Genomic DNA, 20,464 nt, shown 5'->3' on the forward strand with positions numbered 1-20,464 from the left:
CGCCATCGACATGCCAAGCAAATCGTTCCATCGCACCGACCGTGTCTCCGCCCAGCTCCGCCGCGAGCTGGGCGCGATCGTGCACTCGGCGGTGCGCGAGCATGGCCTGCCGTCGGTCAGCGTTTCCGACGTTGAAGTCACGCGCGACCTGGCCCACGCCAAGGTGTTCGTGACCGCGCTGCAGGCGGAGCGCTCGGCCGAAGCGGTGAAGGCGCTCAAGACCATCGCCCCCGAACTGCGGTATGCACTGGGACGCGCGATGAAGCTGCGCCACGTTCCCGAATTGCATTTCCAGTACGACGATTCGGTCGATCGCGGCGAACGCATCAACAACCTGCTGCGCGACAATCCCGCCATTGCGACTGACGACGGCGACGCCGATTGACGCAGGGTGGGCCCAGGCCCAACTGCGCGCGAATTCGTGATCCCATCGATCTTCTGGCGGGCTTGAGCCCGCCCTACGTTTTCACGCCGATGAGCAAGAAACCTCGCACCGTGTTTCGCAAGCTCGACGGCATCCTGCTGCTCGACAAGCCCCAGGGGCTGAGTTCGAACCAGGCGCTGCAACGAGTACGCCATCTGTTCCGCGCAGAGAAAGCCGGACATACCGGCAGTCTCGATCCGCTGGCGACCGGCCTGCTGCCGGTGTGTTTCGGCGAAGCCACGAAGATCGCCGGGTTGTTGCTGGGTTCGCGCAAGGCCTACAAAACCACGGCCGCACTGGGGCTCACCACCGATAGTGATGATGCCGACGGCGCGCCCTTGCTCGAACGCGAAGTGCCCGCCGATCTCGACTACGCGCGCATCGAAACCGCATTGGTCCCGTTGCGCGGAGCGATCCGCCAGCGCGCGCCGATCTATTCGGCGTTGAAGCAGGGCGGCGAGCCGCTGTACGCCAAGGCGCGCCGTGGCGAGTCGATCGAAGCGCCGGAGCGGGACGTCGTCGTCCATGAGCTTCGCGTCCTTCGACGCGAAGGCAACCGCATCCGGCTGCTCGTCGAGTGCGGTTCGGGCACCTACGTCCGGAGTCTCGTCCGCGACTTCGGCGAGAACCTCGGCTGCGGCGCCCACGTCGCGACGCTGCGCAGGCTCTGGGTCGATCCCTTCACCATGCCGCGGATGTACAGCCTCGAGGAACTGCAGGCATTGGCTCAAACGCAGGGCGAAGCAGCGCTGGATGCCTGTCTGCTGCCGATCGAAGCAGGACTCGTCGGCTTCCCGCGCGTCGTGCTCGATCCCGGACAGGCGCTGCGGCTGGGGCAGGGACAACGCTTCCCGGTAGAAGTCGCCACGCCCGCGGCCCAGGTCGCCATCTACGATGAGACGAGCCGGGTGCTTGGCCTGGGTGAAATCGATTCGGATGGGGTTCTCCGCCCGGGTCGTCTCTTCACATGGACCACGGAAGCAGCGGCAGGAGGCCGGGTCCGGTAGTCGTGCGATGTTCCGGCCGGTTGCATCTGCGGGTGGCCGGCTTTCAGGCGTCGGGGACGCCTGTTCTTGCCCGCGCGGCGGCGCGTTGGGGTTCACGAGGGCGAATTTCTTCCGCGGCGCCCCTCCCACTGTTACAATCCGCCCCGCTTTTCAAGCACTTGGAAAGCGTTCGCATAACCAGTTCACACCCGCAAACGGCGGACCAGGCGGTGCGTCGGCAATGTCGTTGCCGATTCGCGTTCTGCAGGCCTCGCATCTACAACAGGTACACACGATGTCCATCGACACCAGCAAGATCATCGAAGAACACAAGCGCGCCGCCGGCGACACCGGCTCCCCGGAAGTGCAGGTCGCCCTGCTCACCGCCCGCATCGAGCAGCTGACCGGCCACTTCAAGGTCCACAAGCAGGACCACCACAGCCGTCGCGGCCTGCTGCAGATGGTGAACCGCCGCCGCAGCCTGCTCGACTACCTGAAGCGCAAAGACAACGAGCGCTACAAGGCACTGATCGAAAAGCTCGGTCTGCGCCGATAAACCGAATCCGACCGCGGCGCAGCGATGCGCCGCGGTTTTTTTCGGGTGCGACAAACGCACGAAACAGATCAGGCCGCACGGCGGCTGGCCAGCGCAGACCACCGGGTGTTAACCGCCCGAAGCGTAAACAGGTCACCCAGTCGTAAACCGATCGAACGAACAAATGGCTGCCACTCCGCAGCCGACCGCGACGGGCAGGGGCTCGCGCGGAACGAATCAGAAAACAGGACTATCCAACGTGGCGAAAATCACCAAAACCTTCCAGTACGGCAACCACACAGTGACGCTCGAGACCGGCGAGATCGCCCGTCAGGCCGGCGGCGCTGTCATGGTGACGATGGACCAGACCGTCGTGCTCGTGACCGCGGTTGCCGCGAAGAGCGCGCGCGAAGGTCAGGACTTCTTCCCGCTCACCGTCGACTACCAGGAAAAGTTCTACGCCGGCGGCCGCATCCCGGGTGGCTTCTTCAAGCGCGAAGGCCGCGCCACTGAGAAGGAAACGCTGATCTCGCGCCTGATCGACCGTCCGATCCGGCCGCTGTTCCCCGAGGACTACAAGAACGAAGTCCAGATCATCGCGACCGTCATGTCGATGAATCCGGAAGTCGACGGCGACATCCCCGCCCTGATCGGTGCCTCGGCCGCGCTCGCGCTCGCCGGCACTCCGTTCCAGGGCCCGATCGGCGCTGCCAAGGTCGGTTACAAGAACGGCCAGTACATCCTCAACCCGACCGCCACCGAACTGGCCGACAGCGACCTCGAACTCGTCGTCGCCGGCACGTCCAATGCCGTGCTGATGGTCGAATCCGAAGCGAAGATGCTGTCGGAAGAAGTGATGCTCGGTGCCGTGATGTTCGGCCATCGCGAGATGCAGAAGGTCATCAACGCGATCAACGAACTGACCGTGGAAGCCGGCACCAAGCCGTCGACCTGGGTCGCTCCGGCGAAGAACGACGCGCTGATCGCCGCCATCACCGAACTGGCCGGCGCACCGCTGAAGCAGGCCTACCAGATCCGCAACAAGGCCGAGCGCCGCGATGCGATCTCGGCGATCCGCAAAGACACCTGGGAGCAGCTCTCCGGCCGCGCTGAAGCAGCGGGTTGGGTGCAGGGTGAGTACAACAAGGAATTCGGCGACCTCGAATACAGCACCATGCGCAACTCGGTGCTCGACACCAAGGTCCGCATCGACGGCCGCGACCTGAGCACCGTTCGCCCGATCACCTCGAAGGTCGGCGTGCTGCCGCGCACCCACGGCTCGGCGCTGTTCACCCGCGGTGAAACGCAGGCGATCGTCGTGGTGACCCTCGGCACCGCCCGCGACGGCCAGGTCATCGACGCCGTCTCGGGTGAGTACAAGGAAAACTTCCTGTTCCACTACAACTTCCCGCCTTACTCGGTCGGCGAGACTGGCCGCATGATGGGCCCGAAGCGCCGCGAAATCGGTCACGGCCGCCTCGCCAAGCGCGGCGTGCTGGCGACGATGCCGTCGCTGGAAGCATTCCCATACACCATCCGCGTCGTCTCGGAAATCACCGAGTCGAACGGCTCCTCGTCGATGGCTTCGGTATGCGGTTCCTCGCTCGCGTTGATGGACGCCGGCGTGCCGGTGAAGTCGCCGGTCGCGGGCATCGCGATGGGCCTAGTGAAGGAAGACGACCGCTTCGTCGTCCTGTCCGACATCCTCGGTGACGAAGACCACCTGGGCGACATGGACTTCAAGGTTGCCGGCTCGAAGGAAGGCATCAGCGCCCTGCAGATGGACATCAAGATCCAGGGCATCACCGAAGAGATCATGAAGACGGCCCTCGCCCAGGCGAAGGAAGGCCGCCTGCACATCCTCGGCGAGATGGCCAATGCCCTCACCGCGCCGCGTGGCGAGCTGAGCGAGTACGCCCCGCGCCTGCTGACGATGAAGATCCACCCGGACAAGATCCGCGAAGTGATCGGCAAGGGCGGTTCGACCATCCAGGCGATCACCAAGGAAACCGGCACCCAGATCGACATCCAGGACGACGGCACCATCGTCATCGCATCGGTGAACGCCGCCGCCGCGGAGGCCGCCAAGGCCCGCATCGAGCAGATCACCTCGGACGTCGAACCTGGCCGCATCTACGAAGGCAAGGTCGCCAAGATCATGGACTTCGGTGCGTTCGTGACGATCCTGCCGGGCAAGGACGGCCTGGTGCACGTGTCGCAGATCTCCAGCGAGCGTGTCGAGAAGGTCTCCGACAAGCTCAAGGAAGGCGACGTGGTCAAGGTCAAGGTGCTGGAAGTCGACAAGCAGGGTCGCATCCGCCTGTCGATCAAGGCCGTGGAAGAAGGCGAGGGCGTGCCGGCCGAATAAGCCGCTGCCTGTTCCTTTGCTCCAGATGAAAAAGCGGGCTTCGGCCCGCTTTTTCTTTGTGGTGCGCTACCTCTCGCCAGATTGAGTTCATGTCGATTCGTTCCGTGCCGTACAGGCGAACGCATCGCGCTGTTCCACATCGCCTGTCCAAGCGTTGCCGCAATATCGGTAGTCGGTATTGCAACGACCGATGAGTCGCGACGATGTCGCGCACCATCCCGGGCCCCGATGGGGAGACGCTGGGCTCGCGGCTGACTGAATTGCAGGAAGACGGGGATCGATGCCGCCGGCCGCAGCAGCGCGCAGTGACCGCAATCGCACCATGCGCCCCCGCATGGGTAAATCACCCGATAAGGATCACGGCAACGCACGCAACATCAGGCAAGCTGTGCCATCTCCCTTGCACGGCGCCGCCCATGACACGGCTTGCTTCACTCGATAAAAACCAGTTGCTCGAATGTGCCCGTGGCGCGCTGTTCGGTCCCGGCAACGCGCGCCTGCCGGCGCCGCCGATGCTCATGTTCGATCGCATCACCCGCATCGATGAAACCAGCGGTACGTACGGCAAGGGCCAACTGGTCGCCGAACTCGACATCCGTCCGGACCTGTGGTTTTTCGCATGCCACTTCGAAGGCGATCCGGTGATGCCGGGTTGCCTCGGTCTCGATGCGATGTGGCAGCTCGCGGGTTTCTATCTGCCCTGGCTGGGCGAGTCGGGCCGTGGCCGTGCACTCGGCGTCGGCGAAGTGAAGTTCACCGGCCAGGTGCTGCCCGACGCGCGCGTGGTGCGCTACGAAGTCGACGTCAAGCGCGTGCTGCGCGGCAAGCTCAAGCTCGTCATCGCCGACGGTCGCACCTATGTCGACGATCGCCTGATCTATGAAGCGAAGGATCTTCGCGTCGGTCTGTTCCAGACCACGGAGGGCTTCTGATGGGAGCGGCTTCAACACGACGCGTCGTGGTCACCGGCATGGGCATCGTCTCGCCGCTCGGCAACGATGCCGCAACTGTCGCCAGCGCACTGCGTGAGGGTCGCAGCGGATTGCGCGCGGTGCCGGAATACGCCGAACTCGGCCTGCGCAGCCAAGTTGCGGGCGTTTGCGACATCGACCTCGAAGCAGCGATCGACCGCAAGCTCAAGCGTTTCATGGGCGACGCCGCGGCGTATTCGTACGTGTCGATGCGCGATGCGATCGCCGATGCGGGCCTCACGGAGGACACCGTCCATGATCCGCGCACCGGCCTGATCGCGGGTTCCGGCGGCGGATCGCCGCAATGGCAGATCGAAACCGGCGACCTGTTGCGCACGAAGGGCGTGCGCCGCGTCGGTCCATACATGGTGCCGCGCACGATGTCGTCGACCGTGTCCGCCAATCTTGCCACCGCGTTCGGCATCCGCGGCCTGAGTTATTCGCTGTCGGCGGCGTGCGCGACCTCCGCGCATTGCATCGGCGCCGCCGCCGATCTGATCCGCCATGGTGCGCAGGACGTCGTCTTCGCCGGTGGAGGCGAGGAACTGCACTGGGGCATGACCTGCGAATTCGATGCGATGGGCGCGCTGTCCACGCAGTACAACGACTCGCCGGAGCGCGCCTCGCGTCCGTACGACGTTGACCGCGACGGCTTCGTCATCGGTTCGGGCGGCGGCATGCTGGTGCTCGAGGACTACGAACATGCAAAGGCGCGCGGCGCGCGCATCCACGCGGAACTGGTGGGCTATGGCGTGACCTCCGATGGTGCCGACATGGTCGCGCCCAATGGCGAAGGCGCGGTGCGCTGCATGCGCATGTCGCTGGCGGGACTCGACGGGCAGGGCGTCGGCCGCGTCGATTACCTCAACACGCATGGCACGTCGACGCCGGTGGGCGACATCATTGAACTGGAAGCGGTGCGCGGTGCGTTCGGCGATGAGATTCCGCCGCTGTCGTCGACCAAGGCACTCACCGGCCATTCGCTCGGCGCCGCCAGCGTGCACGAAGCGATCTACAGCCTGCTGATGCTGCAGCACGGTTTCATGGCGGCTTCGGCGAACATCGACTCGCTCGATCCGCGAGCCGAGGGCTATCCGGTTTTGCGCGAAATGCGTGAAGCGCCGCTGCGCACGGTGATGTCGAACAGTTTCGGCTTCGGTGGCACCAACGCGACGCTGGTGTTCCGCAAGGTCTGAACATTCCTCCTCTGAATATCCCTCGCCCCGTTTACGGGGAGGGGGACAGCTTCGCGCAGCGAAGCAGGGTGAGGGGACGTCATGCAAGGTCTCGGCAACAGCCGCCCCTCATCGGCCCTGCCCTCAGCGGCTGTCGCCGCTTCGACCTTCTCCCCGCATGCGGGGAGAAGGGCATTGATCTGCGCGAGAAATCCATCTGGCGAGTCGAGTCCTAACGCCCGACCCCATGCGGCTCGATAACCCCGGTCGCAATCCCCGCCACCACCAGCAGGATCAGCACGATCGAAAGCGCGATCCGCTTGGTCAGCGCGTTCACCGTGCGCTTGGTCGTGCCCACGTCGACGAGCATGTAGTAGAGCCCGGCGCCCAGGTTGTAGACGATCAGGCCGAGGAACGCGACGATCACCAGCGTCTTCATGAAAGCGCTCCCGTGGCCCCGTTGGCGGGCGCCGTAGTGGAAGAAGAAAAGCCGCGCAGCCAGCGCCAGCGCACGATCAGCGCGACGGTGACGACCAGCAGGAACAGCCCGTAGGAGACGGACGTCGCCAGCACCTGCTGCCACATGTGCCCGAACGTCGGGTCGGCGTTTTCCATGCTCCAGTACATGCCGGCGGCCGCCGCGGCCATCGCCAGCAACAGGCTCGTGGAATCGAACAGCGTGCGCTGCCAGCCGCGCGGCGCGCGCGGGAATTTCCAGAACAGGACAGCCAGGATCGTGAACCAGGGCAGGAACAGGATCAGGGCCAGGTTGAGTTCGACCAGTGGATTCATGGACGGGGATTCATGGATGGAAACAGGGGGGCGGATGGGGAGATGCCGCCATGCTAGGCCGACCGTATCAGTCGTTCTAGAATCACAAACGAGCAAAAAAACCGTATCAGTTCCGGCCAAGGCAACCGTTCAGTCCGGCAAGGGGTGACCTCGCGACATGAAGCGCTACGAAGCCCTCGCCGACGACATCGCCCGCTCGATCCGCAGCGGCCTGCTCAAGCCGGGCGAGCGCCTGCCGTCCGTGCGCCAGGCCAGCACCGCACGCAAGCTCAGCCCGGCCACCATCTTCCAGGCCTACTACCGGCTCGAAGCGCAGGGCCTGATCGAGTCGCGTGCGCGCTCGGGCTATTACGTCACCCGCGCGGTCGCGACACTGCCGCCGGAACCCGAAACCGCATCGCGCCCCGACGGCGAATCGCGCGCGGTGGATGTCAGCGATCTCGTCTTCGAGATCCTGCAGTCGTCGATGCACCGCGATGTCGTCCCGCTCGGCTCCGCCTTCATGAGTCCGAGGCTGTTTCCACTCGATCGCATCGGCCGCGCGATGGCCAGCGCGGCATTGCACCTCGATCCCTGGAGCACCGTCGACGACCTCACGCCGGGCAATGCGGCGCTGCGCCGGCAGATCGCGCTGCGTTACCTCATCGACGGCATGGATGTCAGCGCCGACGAAATCGTCATCACCAACGGCGCGCTCGAAGCATTGAACCTGTGCATTGCCGCGGTGACGAAACCCGGCGATGCCGTCGTGGTGGAATCGCCTTGCTTCTACGCCTGCCTGCAATCGCTCGAACGCTACGGCTTGCGCGCCATCGAAGTGCCAACGCATCCGCGCGACGGCATCGATCTCGATTCACTCGAAGCCGCGATCGAACGCCATTCGCCGCGCGCGTGCTGGCTGATGCCGACCTTTCACAACCCGCTCGGCAGCACCATGCCGGAAGAACGCAAGCGCGCCCTCGTCGAACTGCTGGCGCGCCACGACATCCCGCTGGTCGAGGACGACGTCTATGCCGAACTGCATTTCGCCGGAAAGCGTGCATTGCCGGCGAAGGCGTTCGACCGCGATGGCCAGGTGATGCACTGCTCGTCGTTTTCGAAGAGCCTCGCACCGGGTTACCGCATCGGCTGGGTGGCGGCAGGCCGCCGTGCGCAGGAAATCGCGCGACGCAAACTCACCTCGACACTCAACACCAACGTGCCGGCGCAGATCGCGCTGGCAAAGCATCTCGAACGCGGCGGCTTCGATCGCCACCTGCGCCGGCTGCGCAGCACGCTCGCCGAACAGCAGTCGCGTTACATCGCCACGATCGCCGATGCATTTCCCGAAGGCACGCGCGTGACGCGTCCTGCCGGTGGCTACTTCCTCTGGCTCGAACTGCTGGAAGGCGCCGACACCCTGCAGCTGCAACAGCGCGCATCGCAGCAGGGCATCAGCATCGCGCCCGGTCCGATGTTTTCCGCGAGTCGTGGCTTCCGCAACTGCCTGCGGCTCAATTGCGGCCATCCGTTCGATGCACGTATCGAAGGCGCGTTGGCGACGCTCGGGAAATTGGCGAAGCCATGACGAGCGGTTGCGTGCATCCGGTAAGCTCGCATCGCATGCGCCGACACACGCGCGGTCGAAGCGCGCTTCGTAATTCACCCGGGAGGAGACAGTCGTGGACCGGATCGAGTGCATGCGTGCCTTCGTCGAAGCGGTGAAGTCGAACGGCTTTGCCGCTGCGGCGCGCACGCTCGACGTGCCACGGTCGAAGGTCAGCAAGCAGATCCAGGCGCTCGAGGAAGAGCTCGGTGTGCAGCTGCTGATGCGCACCACGCGCAGCCTCCACCTCACTTCGGCGGGCAGCGAGTACTTCGAATCGGCGCGCGACATCCTCGCCGCCATCGAGGAAGCCGAGCAATGTGCCCAGGCAGGCACGGGTGAACTGAAGGGAACCCTGCGCATCAACGCGCCGATGTCGTTCGGCATCCGCGTGCTGGCGCCCCTGGTCCCTCTCTTCAACGCGGCGCATCCGAAAGTGGAACTGGAAATCGTGCTGTCGGATCAGGTCGTGGATCCCATCCAGGGCGGCTTCGATGTCACCGTGCGCATCGCGAGCTTGCCCGATTCCTCGCTTGCGGCGAGAACGATCATGCCGGCACCCCGGCTGCTCGTCGCATCGCCCGCGTATCTCGAACGCGCCGGCGTGCCGCAGAGCCCAGCCGACCTCGAAAGCCACGCCTTCCTCGAATACGGCTACCGGCAGGGCGGTGCGACCTTGCTGCTGACGCGCGGCGACGAGAGCGTGCGCGTGCATACCACCGGCCCCTTGTTTGCGAACAACGGCGACGTGCTGGCGGTCGCGGCCGAAGGCGGCATGGGGATCGCACTATTGCCGGCCTTCATCGTCGGCGAAGCCGTCGAAGCCGGCCGTCTCGTGCCGCTGTTGACCGACTGGAGCGCGCCGCCGATCACGGTAAACGCGGTGTTTCCTTCGGCACGGCGGATGCCGATGAAGACGCGCGCCTTCATCGACTTCATGGCGTCGTCGCTGGGCGGCAATCGCTAGCGCTGCGGAAAGTCATTGCGCAAATAAAAAGCCCGGCCGACCCGCGTCGCCCGGGCTTCGTAGCCGCGATCAGCCTGCGCGCACATCCGGCAAGTCGAACACCAGCACTTCGGCGCCGTTGCCGTTTTCGACCGTCACCTGCGGCTCGTCCCTGTACATCAGCGCGTCGCCGGCCTTCAGCGCACGGCCATTCACCGTGACTTCGCCGCGCGCGACATGCACGTAACCCAGGCGGCCGGGTGCGAAATCGTGCGTCGCCGATTCCTCGCCATCGAACAGACCCGCGAACATGCTCGCATCCTGGTGGATGCTGACCGAACCATCGCGCCCATCCGGGCTCACCACGATGCGCAGGCGGCCACGCTTGTCTTCCGCGGAATAGGTCTTCTGTTCGTACGACGGCGCAAAGCCGCCGTGTGAAGGGATGATCCAGATCTGCAGGAAGTGGGTCGTGCCGTCCTTGCTGTGGTTGAACTCCGAGTGGGTGATGCCGGTGCCCGCGCTCATGCGCTGCACTTCGCCCGGCACGATGCTCGCCTTGGTGCCCATCGAATCCTGGTGGCCGAGCGCGCCGTCGAGCACGTAGCTGATGATCTCCATGTCGCGATGACCGTGCGTGCCGAAGCCCTGGCCCGCCTGCACGCGGTCTTCGTTGATCACACGCAGCGGACCCCAGTGCACGTGGTCGGGATCGAAATAGTTGGCGAAGGAAAAGCTGTGCCACGAATCGAGCCAGCCGTGGTTGGCGTGGCCGCGTTCGTTGGCGGGGCGGGCGGTAATCATGGGAACTCCTATCTTGGCCGTGCCGGAGGCAAGCCTTCCGGCCGGACGTGGTGCAATGCGATGAAACGATGTCGTGTCGCGGTGCGCGCGATCAGATGCGGGCGCGGCGAACCTGCAGGGCGTGGTCGACGCTGAAGCGGCCGGCGCCGTTTGCAGCAAGGACGAGGAAGCCGCCCGCGATCGCAATGTTCTTCATCAGGTGGATCGCCTGGTTCTGGTCGCCGGCCGCGCCATGGAAGAGGAAGCCGGTAAGCAGCGCGAATACCGCCAGCCCAAGGGCCGCCCAACGGGTGGCGAAGCCGAACAGGACCGCAAGGCCGCCGAGGAGCTCGGCCGCGATGACGATCGGCAGCAGGACCGAGGGAACGCCCATCGCGTCCATGTATCCCTGGGTAGCGGCGTAGCCGCCGATCTTGCTCCAGCCGGAAACGACGAAGATGAGGGCCAGGCCGATGCGGCCGAGCAGGGTGGCGAGGTGGTTCATGGCTGACTCCCTGGAAAGGGTGCGGAACGGAATGGATCTGCCTGCGCTGCGGATACCCGGGCGGGTTCCTTTGCGTTGGCGAGGAGTATGGGTATCCGTCCTGGAGCGGCCTAGACAGCGAATTCGTGAATGACTGTTTCCCGATTGGGGACAGTCCCCAGCCATTCGATTCCGAAGCGGCGAGCGCCGCCCATGCTCTCGGGCCATGCACCTCACACAAGGCACCGCGTGTCCCTTGCTGTAAACAGGCGCCCCATGCGAACGCACGAATGACAAAGCGCGCGCCGCGCGACCTCCGCCGCACGCGAAACGGGGTTGGGCCCGAAAGCCCAACCCCGCTGGTCACTCATTCGATACGACCGGGTTTCCAACCAATCCGGAACCCGTCGTGGCGGTCAATGCACGATCCGCTTCGCCTGCGTCTGGATCCTGACGACCGGATCAACGTTCCTTAGAGGATTTGCCGTGGCTCCGGTCCTGGCTGGGGCCGGAGCTGCTCTTGCGCTGCGAGTTCTCTGAACCTGAGGCCTGTTTGCTGCTCTTGCTGCTTTTTTCATCGCTGCGCCCGTTCGGTTTTTTCTGACTGGTAGGCATGATGGAATCTCCGCTTCCTCGTGCTTTCGGCCACGTGCGTGGCAGGTGCGACGGTAGGCGTGGCGTCGTTACTTCATCGCGCCAGCGGTGTGCATGAAACGCTAAACGCTTGAATGCTTCAGCTCTTTACGGAAGCCGTCGTCGTTGCCGGGTGAGGACACAAGCCGGACGGCAGTGGAGGCCAAGGTGCACTGGTGCCGCAAGCAAGCCGGCGGCGGTAAAGTATTCCCATGAAGAACCTCCGCGTATCCCTGGTCCAGGGCGAGACCCGCTGGCACGACCCCGCCAGCAACCGCGCCTACTACGCCGACCTCATCGAGCCGCTGCACAACACCACCGACCTGGTCATCCTGCCGGAGACCTTCACCAGCGGCTTCAGCAACGACGCCATCGGCGATGCCGAAACCATGGAAGGCCCGACACTGGACTGGATGCGCGAGCGCGCCGACAGCATCGACGCCGCGATCTGCGGCAGCGTGCAGATCCGCACGGAGGAGGGCGTGTTCAACCGCCTGATGTTCGTGAAGCCGGACGGCGAGTTCCACACCTACGACAAGCGCCATCTGTTCCGCTACGCGCGCGAGCACGAGCGCTACGCCGCCGGCCGCGACCGCGTGACCGTGGAATGGAAGGGTTGGCGCATCTGTCCCCTGGTCTGCTACGACCTTCGCTTCCCCGTGTTCTCGCGCAACCGCTTCAACGTGGAGCGCGAGGGCATGCTCGATTACGACCTGCTGATCTACGTCGCCAACTGGCCGTCGGCGCGCAGTTATCCGTGGAAGACGCTGCTGCGGGCGCGCGCGATCGAGAACCTGTGCTTCGTCGCCGGGGTCAACCGCGTGGGCACCGACGGCAACGGCCTGAACTACTCGGGCGACAGCGCGCTCATCGACTTCATGGGCCATCCGCTCAGCGAAGCCACCGACGAGGAAGTCGTTTCCACCACCCTCCTGCAAGCCGCGCCGCTGATTGCGCACCGCGACCATTTCCCTGCGATGCTCGACGCGGACAGCTTCGAGCTGAAGTGAACCCTAACGGCGGCTGTGTAATGCGTGCCGCCGCAAAGTCGCGGAAACCCCTTGTTTCGCAGGGTTTGAGGCAAATTCGTTCACGCCGTATGAACATCTAGCCAACGCAGCGTTCACAACTGCTGTGCGATTCAGTGGACTCCTCAACAACCTGAACGCAGGAGGATTCGAATGTTTCCGACCAAGCAACATCTAACGACGGCACGTACTCTCGGCGTGGCGATCATCGCCCTGAGCCTTGGCGCCTGCGCCACCTACAAGGACGAGTTCGCAACGATCAACTCGCGCCTGGATCAACTCGACACGAAGGTGCAGGGCGCGGCCCAGAGCGCCGAGTCCGCCAATCAGGCGGCGCAGCAGGCCAACCAACGGCTGGATCAGATCGAAGGTCGCGTCCAGCAGCTCGAAGCAGCCCCGACCCGCAAGCCGCGCGGTTAATCGCTCATTCGCAATGAAAGGCCTGAACTGGGACCCGGTGGCCTTTGCTGGCCGCCGGTCTCCTTATCTCCACCCGTTTTCGTTCTAAGGAACCATCCCATTCGTACATACATACATCCTGCGATCCGGGCCGCTGCATTGGTGCTGGCGTTCGCGACCTTCGGCGTAGCGAGCGCCAAGGGTGCCCGCGGGCAACCGGTCGCCCCCATCGACGAGCTTCCGCAAGGCCAAGAGGTCTCCGACACCGTGATCGAGCTGGCGGGCTGGGTGGTCGCGACCAAGGACACCCAAGGCTATCCGTTCGCGGTCATAGACAAGGCCAACGCACAGATCCTGGTGTTCGGCGGGGACGGCCGGCTTCGTGGCGCGGCACCTGGGCTCTTTGGCTCGGGAGTCGGCGATCACACGGCCCCCGGCGTCGCCGGTCTGGCACTTCGCGCGATTCCGGGCCGGGATCGCACGACGCCTGCGGGTCGCTTTGTGGGCGGTTTCGGTCCGTCGATCGACGCTGGGCGCGTGCTGTGGGTTGACTACGATTCTGCGGTCTCCATGCACCCTACCGCTACCGACGTCCCGGCCGAGAAACGCGCCGAACGCCTCGCATCGCCTACGCCGGACGACAACCGCATCACCCATGGCTGCATCAACGTCTCGCCCGAGTTTTACGAGCGGATCGTCCGTCCGACGTTCGAGCGGGGCGGGGTGTTCTACGTCTTGCCGGAGGCGGAGTCGATAGCGGAGACCTTCCCGGAGTTCGCGAAGAGTCGCGCGACTACCCAACGCGGCGATGGAAGACGACGGTCTGCCCGCCGGTGACGGGCGCGGCGGTGCACTGGGCGAAGCGGGGCGCGACAACCGCCACGTGTCGCTGGTGATCGACTACGCGGATATGCGTGCGATGCCGGGCACCATGCCGCAGCCGTAATAGACACCGGAGCAGGCGTCGCAGCAGGAAGCGACGCCGCAGACGAATTCCGGCACCTGATTGGGGGCCTTGGGCGCGCGGCTGCATGGCGGTCGCGCGCCCTTTCTACGTCCGGGGCCGCAGCTGCGCATTCGGCTCGCGTGAGTGTCCAGAACTACATCAACTAAGAGCAACGCACCGGCTGAGAAGAAAGTTGCTGATTACGAGCTGACAATTGCTTGCTCTGCAAACCCCTGCATTGCGGCGTTGGTCTTCTCCTCTGCTTAGCCGCTCAGATTTGCAAATCAAAAGCTGAAATCCGTCCTTTAAGTGGACAAAATTTGATCATCGCCAGTGTTCTTATCTGTTCGATAAGAGCTCCGAGATGCCCGGAACAAATTCCGGGGGCTTCGATGACTGTTCTTTTCTCCATTTCAGATTTTTCTGACCAAAAACTGGGTAGTTTTCTGATTTCTTTAGTGTGAACGTTGCGGATGATGTCGTCACCCGAATGGAACGGGTCACGTCACCACTACGGAATACAAAGATGGCAAAGAATCGTTATGCGTTTAGTCTCACTGCGGTCCAGGTATCTGAAGCGTTGCAAGCCTTAGGTGTGTTGGAGACAACTCTTTCAGGGCTTATTGCATTGGACAACACAACTCGTCGTGGCCTTACGAAGATGGGTAAGCGCTCAGAGGGGTTTTGCCGTCAAGCATTAATTGGCTTAGAACTGAATCCGCAGATCGTTCCACCCAGTTTGGATCTTGCAACTGCTCTGTCGAAGCTGGGCGCACTCGAACAACTGTATCCAATAGTTGAACGACTACGACGACTGGCTCAGCGCGGGACTGACACCCAAATGGCGGTGGGCAGTGATGTAATGGATGCCGCCTTGGAAGGCTACGGACTTCTCAAAGTTTCAGGAAAGCGCCAAGGCCTAGACGGCCTTCATCGTGATTTATCGGCGCGCTGGTCCAAGTCGAGGCGTGAACTTAATCCGAATTCCGACGAATCGGCATAAGTTATGTCGCCAAGGTCAGCCTGAGCTTGTAAGGCCTCGATAACGCTTCGGCATTATCGGGGCCTTCTAGCAACCAGCTAGACCTCGCCATTTACGCTGAGATGCGATCGCCGCTCTAATCGAAGTCCGTACTATTCTGGTCGAAAGGCGAGTTCACGCGCATTTCGGTAACCCACGGCGCGAACATCCGCAGGAACACGGCGGCTTCTGCATCACCATCGATCGCCACGGCGCACAGGTCGTCTAGCAGGGCATCCATTTCATTCATTGAGCGGCTCCAATGTGAGCCTCCATCGTCGCCGCATAGAGTCCTGCTGGCAATTTAGGGCTCGGGCCTTGGAGCCGGCGCGAACGCAGCTGAGGGGTGCTGGGCCCGACTGCAGCCACTGCTTCGTCCCGGCTTCTTGCCCGGCTTTGCTTTGCCGCTTTGGTACGGGCCTTACCCAGCTTCTCGCTAACCATAGTCATGCTCCGCCTTAGCGTTCTAAAGCCAACGCACGGTGGCAGAGCGGTCGGCAAGGTAGGGCTTTTCTTAGTTACTTCCGACGAGCTGCCAAATACACTTCGCGTCCCCGGCCGCTTGGCCGCATGCGCGTGACAGGGACGCCCGCGCCGGCGCCGGGATCTTCATTGTGACGCGTTGTCTGTGCCATGTAGACGGACTATGCCGGCAACAGCACCGTCGAGACGGCCAGTTATGCAGTTCAACTGCAAGTACTCGCGTTGATGTAAGTACAAGCCCGCCTTCTCCCCGCCAATGGCAGATGAGGATCTGCCCTCTGGTCCTGAGGCGGTCCCTAGTTCGGGATCATCTGCGACCTGGCTTGGTCACGGAACAGCTTGGCGCCAAACTTACGCACAGTCTCCGTCGCCGCCTCGACAGTCAAGCATTCCAAGATGCGCACCTGGCGGGTATCAAAGGCTTGGGACGCGTCCTTCATCAGGAACGGAAGATGGGCGTCGTCTTGCACGATGTAGACTGCCGGCTTGCCCATGATCAGAGCCCAGCCTGCCTCGAAAATGGCACTCGAGGCAACGCGTTGCGGGTAATAGAGCAAGAAATAGCGGCTTTGCCGCAGCGCGACGATATCATCGATGAGGGCCATCGCATGCGGGTCAAACGATCTCTTGGTGGAGAATCTCTCGCCGGCATAGAAGACCGAATTGAAGCCGCTGGCCTTGAGCGCCTCCAGCAACTGCAAGACGGCGGCGCGGTTGGCCTGGTAGTCCAGGTCAGAGCCGAAGGCAGCCATCGGCGCGGCGACAAAGACATCGAATGCGAACCGCCGAAAGCTCTTAAAGATGGCGTCCTTGACGAACGTGTACGCATCCGAGTTTTTGTCCGTTGGCTTGACGATCGAGGTGTGCCAGCCGCGGACGGTTTGGACACGTGCCGAAGTCAGGCCGATGCGGGCACTCAATGGATCGACCCAAAAGTCCCCGTCGGCCAGAACAGCCCAAGTAGGAATCGTGATCTTGCGGCGAGTGTGAACGCCTTCGTCAATGGCGATCTTGTTCGCAAAGGTCGATTGCACATCCGTCATCAGCTGGCTATGGATGCGCAGGGCGCGGCCATCGGGCGTCAGCCGCCCCAAGAATGGCGTGACCCAACGCGAACCCAACTGGGGCGTGGCCATCAAGACTAAGCCCGAGATGCGCTCGATCGCGACGTTGTCCCCCTCCGTCACCAGATAGTGGATTGCCGCCTTGCACAGCAAGCCACCCATGCTGTGACCAATCAAAGTGATCTGCTTGTAGTGGCTCAAGCGGTCGCGCAGCAGTCCGGCGAAAGTCCGTGCTTCTTGGTCCAGGTCGATCGATTCCCACAGCCGCCATCGGCCGAATGCCGAGGTGAACTGATACAGACCGACGTCTGCGTCGGGGAAATCCTCAAAGACAAACTTCGGAAACTGCTTCCACGTGCCATAGCGCGATCCGCCCAAGCCATGCACGAAAAGCACTAGATTCTCAGACTCAGAGGCATAATCCTGACAATGCAAGACCACGGGCTCGGTGCGGTGCGCATTGGCGTCATCAGGCAGTTGGAAGGTCTTTTGTTTCCACGCGATCATGGCCGTATGCTCCGCTCGGTTCCTCGTGGCAGGCGTGATATCTCGACTGGGTCACGACCAGTTCGGATTCCCGTTGGGGAGCCAGGTAACGAAGCAAAGAAGCCCCGGTCACGCGTCGGCGCCGTCTCTCTCCTCCGATTCACCACCATTTGCCGCGTCGTCGCAGGCAACTTGCGCGATGCAGGGGCATCGCTTTTTGCGCATGCGTACCCAAGTCCTCATGGCTTGTGCGACTGCAGAGTTGGCGCTCATGTCCTGCCTTGTGGGGCAACGCAGTTTGGATCGATCAGCGGCCAAAGGTTCGAGAGGGCTGGGTCGTTAATACTTCACACCGGTCGATTCGGGTAGGAGCGACAGCCGCAAGCGACTCGGCCGCATTTCCAGTGGCCTCCAATGCGGACCTTTGTCGTTCGTCTTGAACACAATGCTCATGAAATTGCTTCGATTCGGAGCTCCCGGAAAGTAAGTTGATGGAGCAGAGCCATGGACTATCCAAGGCGCATTATCAAGATTGGAGAGGCCGATCGGACGGTAATGGCTGCGGTTCGGGGACGCCTGAGGGCGTTACAGTTCGACGTGCGCGCGTATGGCGCTTACGACACCGACCTCGCGGCGCACGTCAAGCTTTTTCAAATCCGTAACGTCGACCTATTCGGCCGCAACTTGGTGCCAGATGGCCAGATCGGACCACTGACCTGGGGCACTCTCTTTGATGTTGCGCCGGAGACAAGTCGCAAGGCCGCCAACGGCCTAACGAAGGCCGCGATCGCAGTTGCGCAGTCCCAAGTCGGCGTTCGAGAACATCCTCGCAACTCGAATAGAGGACCTGACGTCGAAAGGTACCTGCAATCAGTGCGGTGCCCGCCGGGCAATGCATGGTGTGCCGCTTTTGTCTACTGGTGCCTCGAGCAAGCTTCCGAACAAGTAGGAACACCGAATCCTTGTGCTAAGAGTGCTGGCGTCATGAAACAGTGGGAACGAGCTGGCGAGAACCGTATCAGGCGAGTCAACGCGAAAGCTGCAAAGGCAGATCCGAAGTTGATCGCTCCTGGCATGATCTTCGTCATTGAATCGGGAGGCGGGCTTGGTCACACCGGTTTCGTTGCCAGCGTGCGCGGAGCAATGCTCGATACGATTGAGGGCAATACGGACGCCTCGAAAACCCGCGAGGGTGGGGGCGTCTATGCCTTGGTGCGCAAGGTCGGTGAAATCAACAAAGGCTACATCTTGTACGAGTGAAGTCGTTTAAGCACCGAGGAGAGAGAAGGCACATGATTGCTTTGTCTGCTAAACACCGCAAAGCTTGCGCCACATTTCTAGCCAGCCTGTTTTTAGCGGGGTGCAGCACAATCACGCCAGTCTCGCCGTATGACGAGCCAACAGACAAGGCGCTCACGGAGCTTCAGCAATCAAGCGATGACTTTATCGTCGACCTCATTGCGCACGCATCGGAAGACGCCAATTCGTATGGGCATCATCAGGACTTCTATCAGGCTGCCGATCAGAAGCTCCGTCGATTGGAATTTCGGGTGTCGTCCATTCATGCAAATACACCCACCGTGAAGCTGGTCGGAGATATTCGATCTGTGCTACTCGGATCAGGGAGATGCGATCCCGACGGCGCAAGCTTGCGGGACTTGCATTGCAACTCAGGGAAAGCTGGTCCTACGAAGGTGGCACTCGAGGCATCGCGGCGGAGCATCAACCAGACAATTGGCGCAGCACTCACGTTGGAGCTCGCGAAGAAAGTTGGCGACTGATAGAGGGTAGCGACATGGCCGCATCAAGAATTAGCTCCGCGAATCTTGGGGACAAGATGTTCTTGGCGGCCAAGGCGTCGTTTGGAACGAGGTTCCCAGCCGTTCGTGCTTACCTGAAGGCCGAAAGTGAAAAGCTGGCAATTACCCTAAGGATGATTATCGAGGCATCCACAACGGGTGAGATGTCCAAAGCCGAGGCTAAAATCCTGCTGAATCAGCAGAAAGTTGCGGCTTCTGCGGTATTGACCGCCACCGAGGGGATGACTGCCATAGCAGTGCAGGCGGCGCTAAACGCTGCGCTCAAGGTGGTGAAGGACTTCGTGAATGGAAAGGTGGGGTTCGGGCTGTTGTAGACCGCAGCTGCTGTCGCGCGGCGGCTCCATTCCTTTCGGACGCGATCCTTCTGGCAACCTTGGACTCGAGCATTCGCCTCAACAACAAGGCGACGAATTCCCCGAGCAAGGACGCCACGAAAATCGCTGCTTCTGTTGCAACGAGGCCGACTGCCCGGCAAGCGAAGCGAACCCACAGTGCGCTTACTCCGAGTGTCCGCTCCTAGCCGCTCACTGCCACGCGCTTGGCGTCAGGTTCTGTTGCGCGATCAAGGAGTTGGACAGGTACGTTACGATGTGTATAACCGGACCGAGGTCCGTCTAATTAGGTCGTTAGGGGGCAGGCATCTATGTCGGGCGACGACTTACTAAAGGTCTTAATTGGCGTGACCTCCGCCTTTGTTGGCTGGATTCTGGCGCAGTTCACTGGTGCTGCAAAAACTTGGTTCCAACGACGAAAAATCAAGAAGCTCCTACTTGAAGAACTACGAGACGTTCTTCTGGAGATCGATCGACTGCTCATGTTTTATGGCCGCCAGCTTCAGATTCATGGCGCTAAAGGCATCGGCAACTCTAGCGCCGCCGGCATTTCCAACCCAATTTTTAAGGGCTATTACAAAGACGCCCTTCTTTCGCTAAACCAGCAGCAAAGAATCTCTTTTCAGATGATTCACGCTCTGATTGATCAGATTAATAGCGGGATCACTGAGTTCAAGGCAATAACAGTCGACATTCATGACGAGCACTTTGCAAATGGCATGAGCCCAAAGATCGTCAAGGCTGGAAAGGCGTGGGCCGATAAGGCAAGCGCTGAGTACCAGCATTGCGCCTCCCTAAAGTGGCAGGTCGAGTATCACTTGGCGCACCAAGCCAGGCCTGATTTATCCCCTGGCACTGGGCATCATGAAAGCTTTCTGATCTATCTTGATAGCGTAAAGGGCGAGACCCGGAGACTCATCGAGAGTGGAAAAACAATCGATCGCGAAAAATTCGATAGGGCCTACAACCCAGAGACGTTTCGTCCCGCGTCCCCCTAACAATTCATTCAGGCCGAAGCCACTTCGCGGCTCGATTTAATTCAGGCGTTTGGCCTGATGGAACGATTCTTGGCGACCAACAAAAACCAACATTTCGTCCCGCGGTGCCACCTCAAGCCGTTCACGCTTGACGGTCAAGGCCTTGCCATCAATCTCTTCAATCTTGATCGCCGACAGCTGATCAAAAATGCACCGGTAGAAAACC

Annotated in this window: 23 protein-coding genes; 17 read left to right on the top strand and 6 right to left on the bottom strand. The window is 62.1% G+C overall.

Going from position 1 to position 20,464, the window contains the following annotated elements; all coding sequences use genetic code 11:
- The first annotated feature begins 10 nt into the window (after positions 1-10).
- From rbfA to fabB, 6 genes are all read left to right on the top strand, one after another.
- Complete coding sequence (gene rbfA / locus ASD14_RS05610; protein ID WP_056130208.1) at positions 11-385, top strand: 30S ribosome-binding factor RbfA; 375 nt, start codon at positions 11-13, stop codon at positions 383-385.
- 89 nt (positions 386-474) lie between these two features.
- Positions 475-1,431: a tRNA pseudouridine(55) synthase TruB gene (gene truB / locus ASD14_RS05615; protein ID WP_056130210.1), complete on the top strand. Its 957-nt coding sequence runs from the start codon at positions 475-477 to the stop codon at positions 1,429-1,431.
- Between the two features lie 274 nt (positions 1,432-1,705).
- A complete protein-coding gene (gene rpsO, locus ASD14_RS05620; protein WP_056130214.1) occupies positions 1,706-1,966 on the top strand; it encodes a 30S ribosomal protein S15 in 261 nt (86 codons plus the stop codon).
- A 238-nt stretch (positions 1,967-2,204) separates the two neighbouring features.
- On the top strand, positions 2,205-4,313 hold the full coding sequence (pnp, locus tag ASD14_RS05625) for a polyribonucleotide nucleotidyltransferase (RefSeq protein WP_056130216.1): 2,109 nt from the start codon (positions 2,205-2,207) through the stop codon (positions 4,311-4,313).
- Positions 4,314-4,729: 416 nt separating this feature from the next.
- Entirely contained in the window at positions 4,730-5,245 is a 516-nt protein-coding gene (fabA, locus tag ASD14_RS05630) for a 3-hydroxyacyl-[acyl-carrier-protein] dehydratase FabA (RefSeq protein WP_056130221.1), read from the top strand.
- Positions 5,245-6,480 carry a beta-ketoacyl-ACP synthase I gene (gene fabB / locus ASD14_RS05635; protein ID WP_056130224.1) on the top strand — a complete coding sequence of 412 codons (1,236 nt, stop codon included), beginning with the start codon at positions 5,245-5,247 and terminating at the stop codon, positions 6,478-6,480. Before fabA ends, fabB begins: the two co-directional genes overlap by 1 nt.
- 211 nt (positions 6,481-6,691) lie before the next feature.
- Here the strand turns inward: fabB and ASD14_RS05640 are convergent, their stop codons facing one another.
- The gene (locus ASD14_RS05640; RefSeq protein WP_056130227.1) at positions 6,692-6,898 is read right to left on the bottom strand and encodes a twin transmembrane helix small protein; all 207 of its coding nucleotides are present in this window, start codon (positions 6,896-6,898) and stop codon (positions 6,692-6,694) included.
- The gene (locus tag ASD14_RS05645) at positions 6,895-7,251 is read right to left on the bottom strand and encodes a hypothetical protein (protein WP_056130230.1); all 357 of its coding nucleotides are present in this window, start codon (positions 7,249-7,251) and stop codon (positions 6,895-6,897) included. Before ASD14_RS05645 ends, ASD14_RS05640 begins: the two co-directional genes overlap by 4 nt.
- Before the next feature lie 157 nt (positions 7,252-7,408).
- On the opposite strand from ASD14_RS05645, the gene ASD14_RS05650 reads away from it, so the two are divergent.
- Positions 7,409-8,818, top strand: a complete 1,410-nt coding sequence (locus ASD14_RS05650) for a PLP-dependent aminotransferase family protein (protein WP_056130233.1) — start codon at positions 7,409-7,411, stop codon at positions 8,816-8,818.
- A gap of 94 nt (positions 8,819-8,912) precedes the next feature.
- A complete protein-coding gene (locus tag ASD14_RS05655) occupies positions 8,913-9,803 on the top strand; it encodes a LysR family transcriptional regulator (protein ID WP_056130236.1) in 891 nt (296 codons plus the stop codon).
- 69 nt (positions 9,804-9,872) lie between these two features.
- On the opposite strand, the gene ASD14_RS05660 is transcribed toward ASD14_RS05655, so the two are convergent.
- Entirely contained in the window at positions 9,873-10,586 is a 714-nt protein-coding gene (locus ASD14_RS05660) for a pirin family protein (RefSeq protein WP_056130239.1), read from the bottom strand.
- Positions 10,587-10,677: 91 nt separating this feature from the next.
- A complete protein-coding gene (locus tag ASD14_RS05665; RefSeq protein ID WP_056130250.1) occupies positions 10,678-11,070 on the bottom strand; it encodes a DoxX family protein in 393 nt (130 codons plus the stop codon).
- Positions 11,071-11,894: 824 nt separating this feature from the next.
- On the opposite strand from ASD14_RS05665, the gene ASD14_RS05670 reads away from it, so the two are divergent.
- From ASD14_RS05670 to ASD14_RS15670, 5 genes are all read left to right on the top strand, one after another.
- Positions 11,895-12,692 (top strand): amidohydrolase, encoded by a 798-nt coding sequence (locus ASD14_RS05670; protein WP_056130253.1) that lies wholly within the window; start codon positions 11,895-11,897, stop codon positions 12,690-12,692.
- A gap of 171 nt (positions 12,693-12,863) precedes the next feature.
- Complete coding sequence (locus ASD14_RS05675; protein ID WP_056130255.1) at positions 12,864-13,130, top strand: hypothetical protein; 267 nt, start codon at positions 12,864-12,866, stop codon at positions 13,128-13,130.
- 138 nt (positions 13,131-13,268) lie between these two features.
- Positions 13,269-13,946, top strand: a complete 678-nt coding sequence (locus ASD14_RS05680; protein WP_056130258.1) for a L,D-transpeptidase — start codon at positions 13,269-13,271, stop codon at positions 13,944-13,946.
- Positions 13,918-14,055, top strand: coding sequence for a hypothetical protein (locus tag ASD14_RS15960; RefSeq protein ID WP_157475102.1), 138 nt, complete (start codon positions 13,918-13,920; stop codon positions 14,053-14,055). Before ASD14_RS05680 ends, ASD14_RS15960 begins: the two co-directional genes overlap by 29 nt.
- A gap of 526 nt (positions 14,056-14,581) precedes the next feature.
- Positions 14,582-15,058: a hypothetical protein gene (locus tag ASD14_RS15670; RefSeq protein WP_082538759.1), complete on the top strand. Its 477-nt coding sequence runs from the start codon at positions 14,582-14,584 to the stop codon at positions 15,056-15,058.
- 115 nt (positions 15,059-15,173) lie between these two features.
- Here the strand turns inward: ASD14_RS15670 and ASD14_RS15965 are convergent, their stop codons facing one another.
- Positions 15,174-15,326 carry a hypothetical protein gene (locus ASD14_RS15965; RefSeq protein WP_157475104.1) on the bottom strand — a complete coding sequence of 51 codons (153 nt, stop codon included), beginning with the start codon at positions 15,324-15,326 and terminating at the stop codon, positions 15,174-15,176.
- Positions 15,327-15,855: 529 nt separating this feature from the next.
- Entirely contained in the window at positions 15,856-17,130 is a 1,275-nt protein-coding gene (locus ASD14_RS05685; RefSeq protein ID WP_056130261.1) for an alpha/beta fold hydrolase, read from the bottom strand.
- A gap of 483 nt (positions 17,131-17,613) precedes the next feature.
- Here ASD14_RS05685 and ASD14_RS05690 point away from each other — a divergent pair, with 483 nt between their 5' ends.
- From ASD14_RS05690 to ASD14_RS05700, 4 genes are all read left to right on the top strand, one after another.
- Complete coding sequence (locus tag ASD14_RS05690; protein WP_056130264.1) at positions 17,614-18,369, top strand: CHAP domain-containing protein; 756 nt, start codon at positions 17,614-17,616, stop codon at positions 18,367-18,369.
- A 32-nt stretch (positions 18,370-18,401) separates the two neighbouring features.
- Positions 18,402-18,890, top strand: coding sequence for a hypothetical protein (locus ASD14_RS15970; protein ID WP_157475106.1), 489 nt, complete (start codon positions 18,402-18,404; stop codon positions 18,888-18,890).
- Between the two features lie 14 nt (positions 18,891-18,904).
- Complete coding sequence (locus ASD14_RS05695; protein WP_157475108.1) at positions 18,905-19,243, top strand: hypothetical protein; 339 nt, start codon at positions 18,905-18,907, stop codon at positions 19,241-19,243.
- Between the two features lie 329 nt (positions 19,244-19,572).
- Entirely contained in the window at positions 19,573-20,259 is a 687-nt protein-coding gene (locus ASD14_RS05700) for a hypothetical protein (protein ID WP_056130269.1), read from the top strand.
- Positions 20,260-20,464: the final 205 nt, after the last annotated feature.

This window comes from Lysobacter sp. Root494 (genome assembly GCF_001427225.1).
In the GTDB taxonomy this organism is placed as follows: domain Bacteria; phylum Pseudomonadota; class Gammaproteobacteria; order Xanthomonadales; family Xanthomonadaceae; genus Agrilutibacter.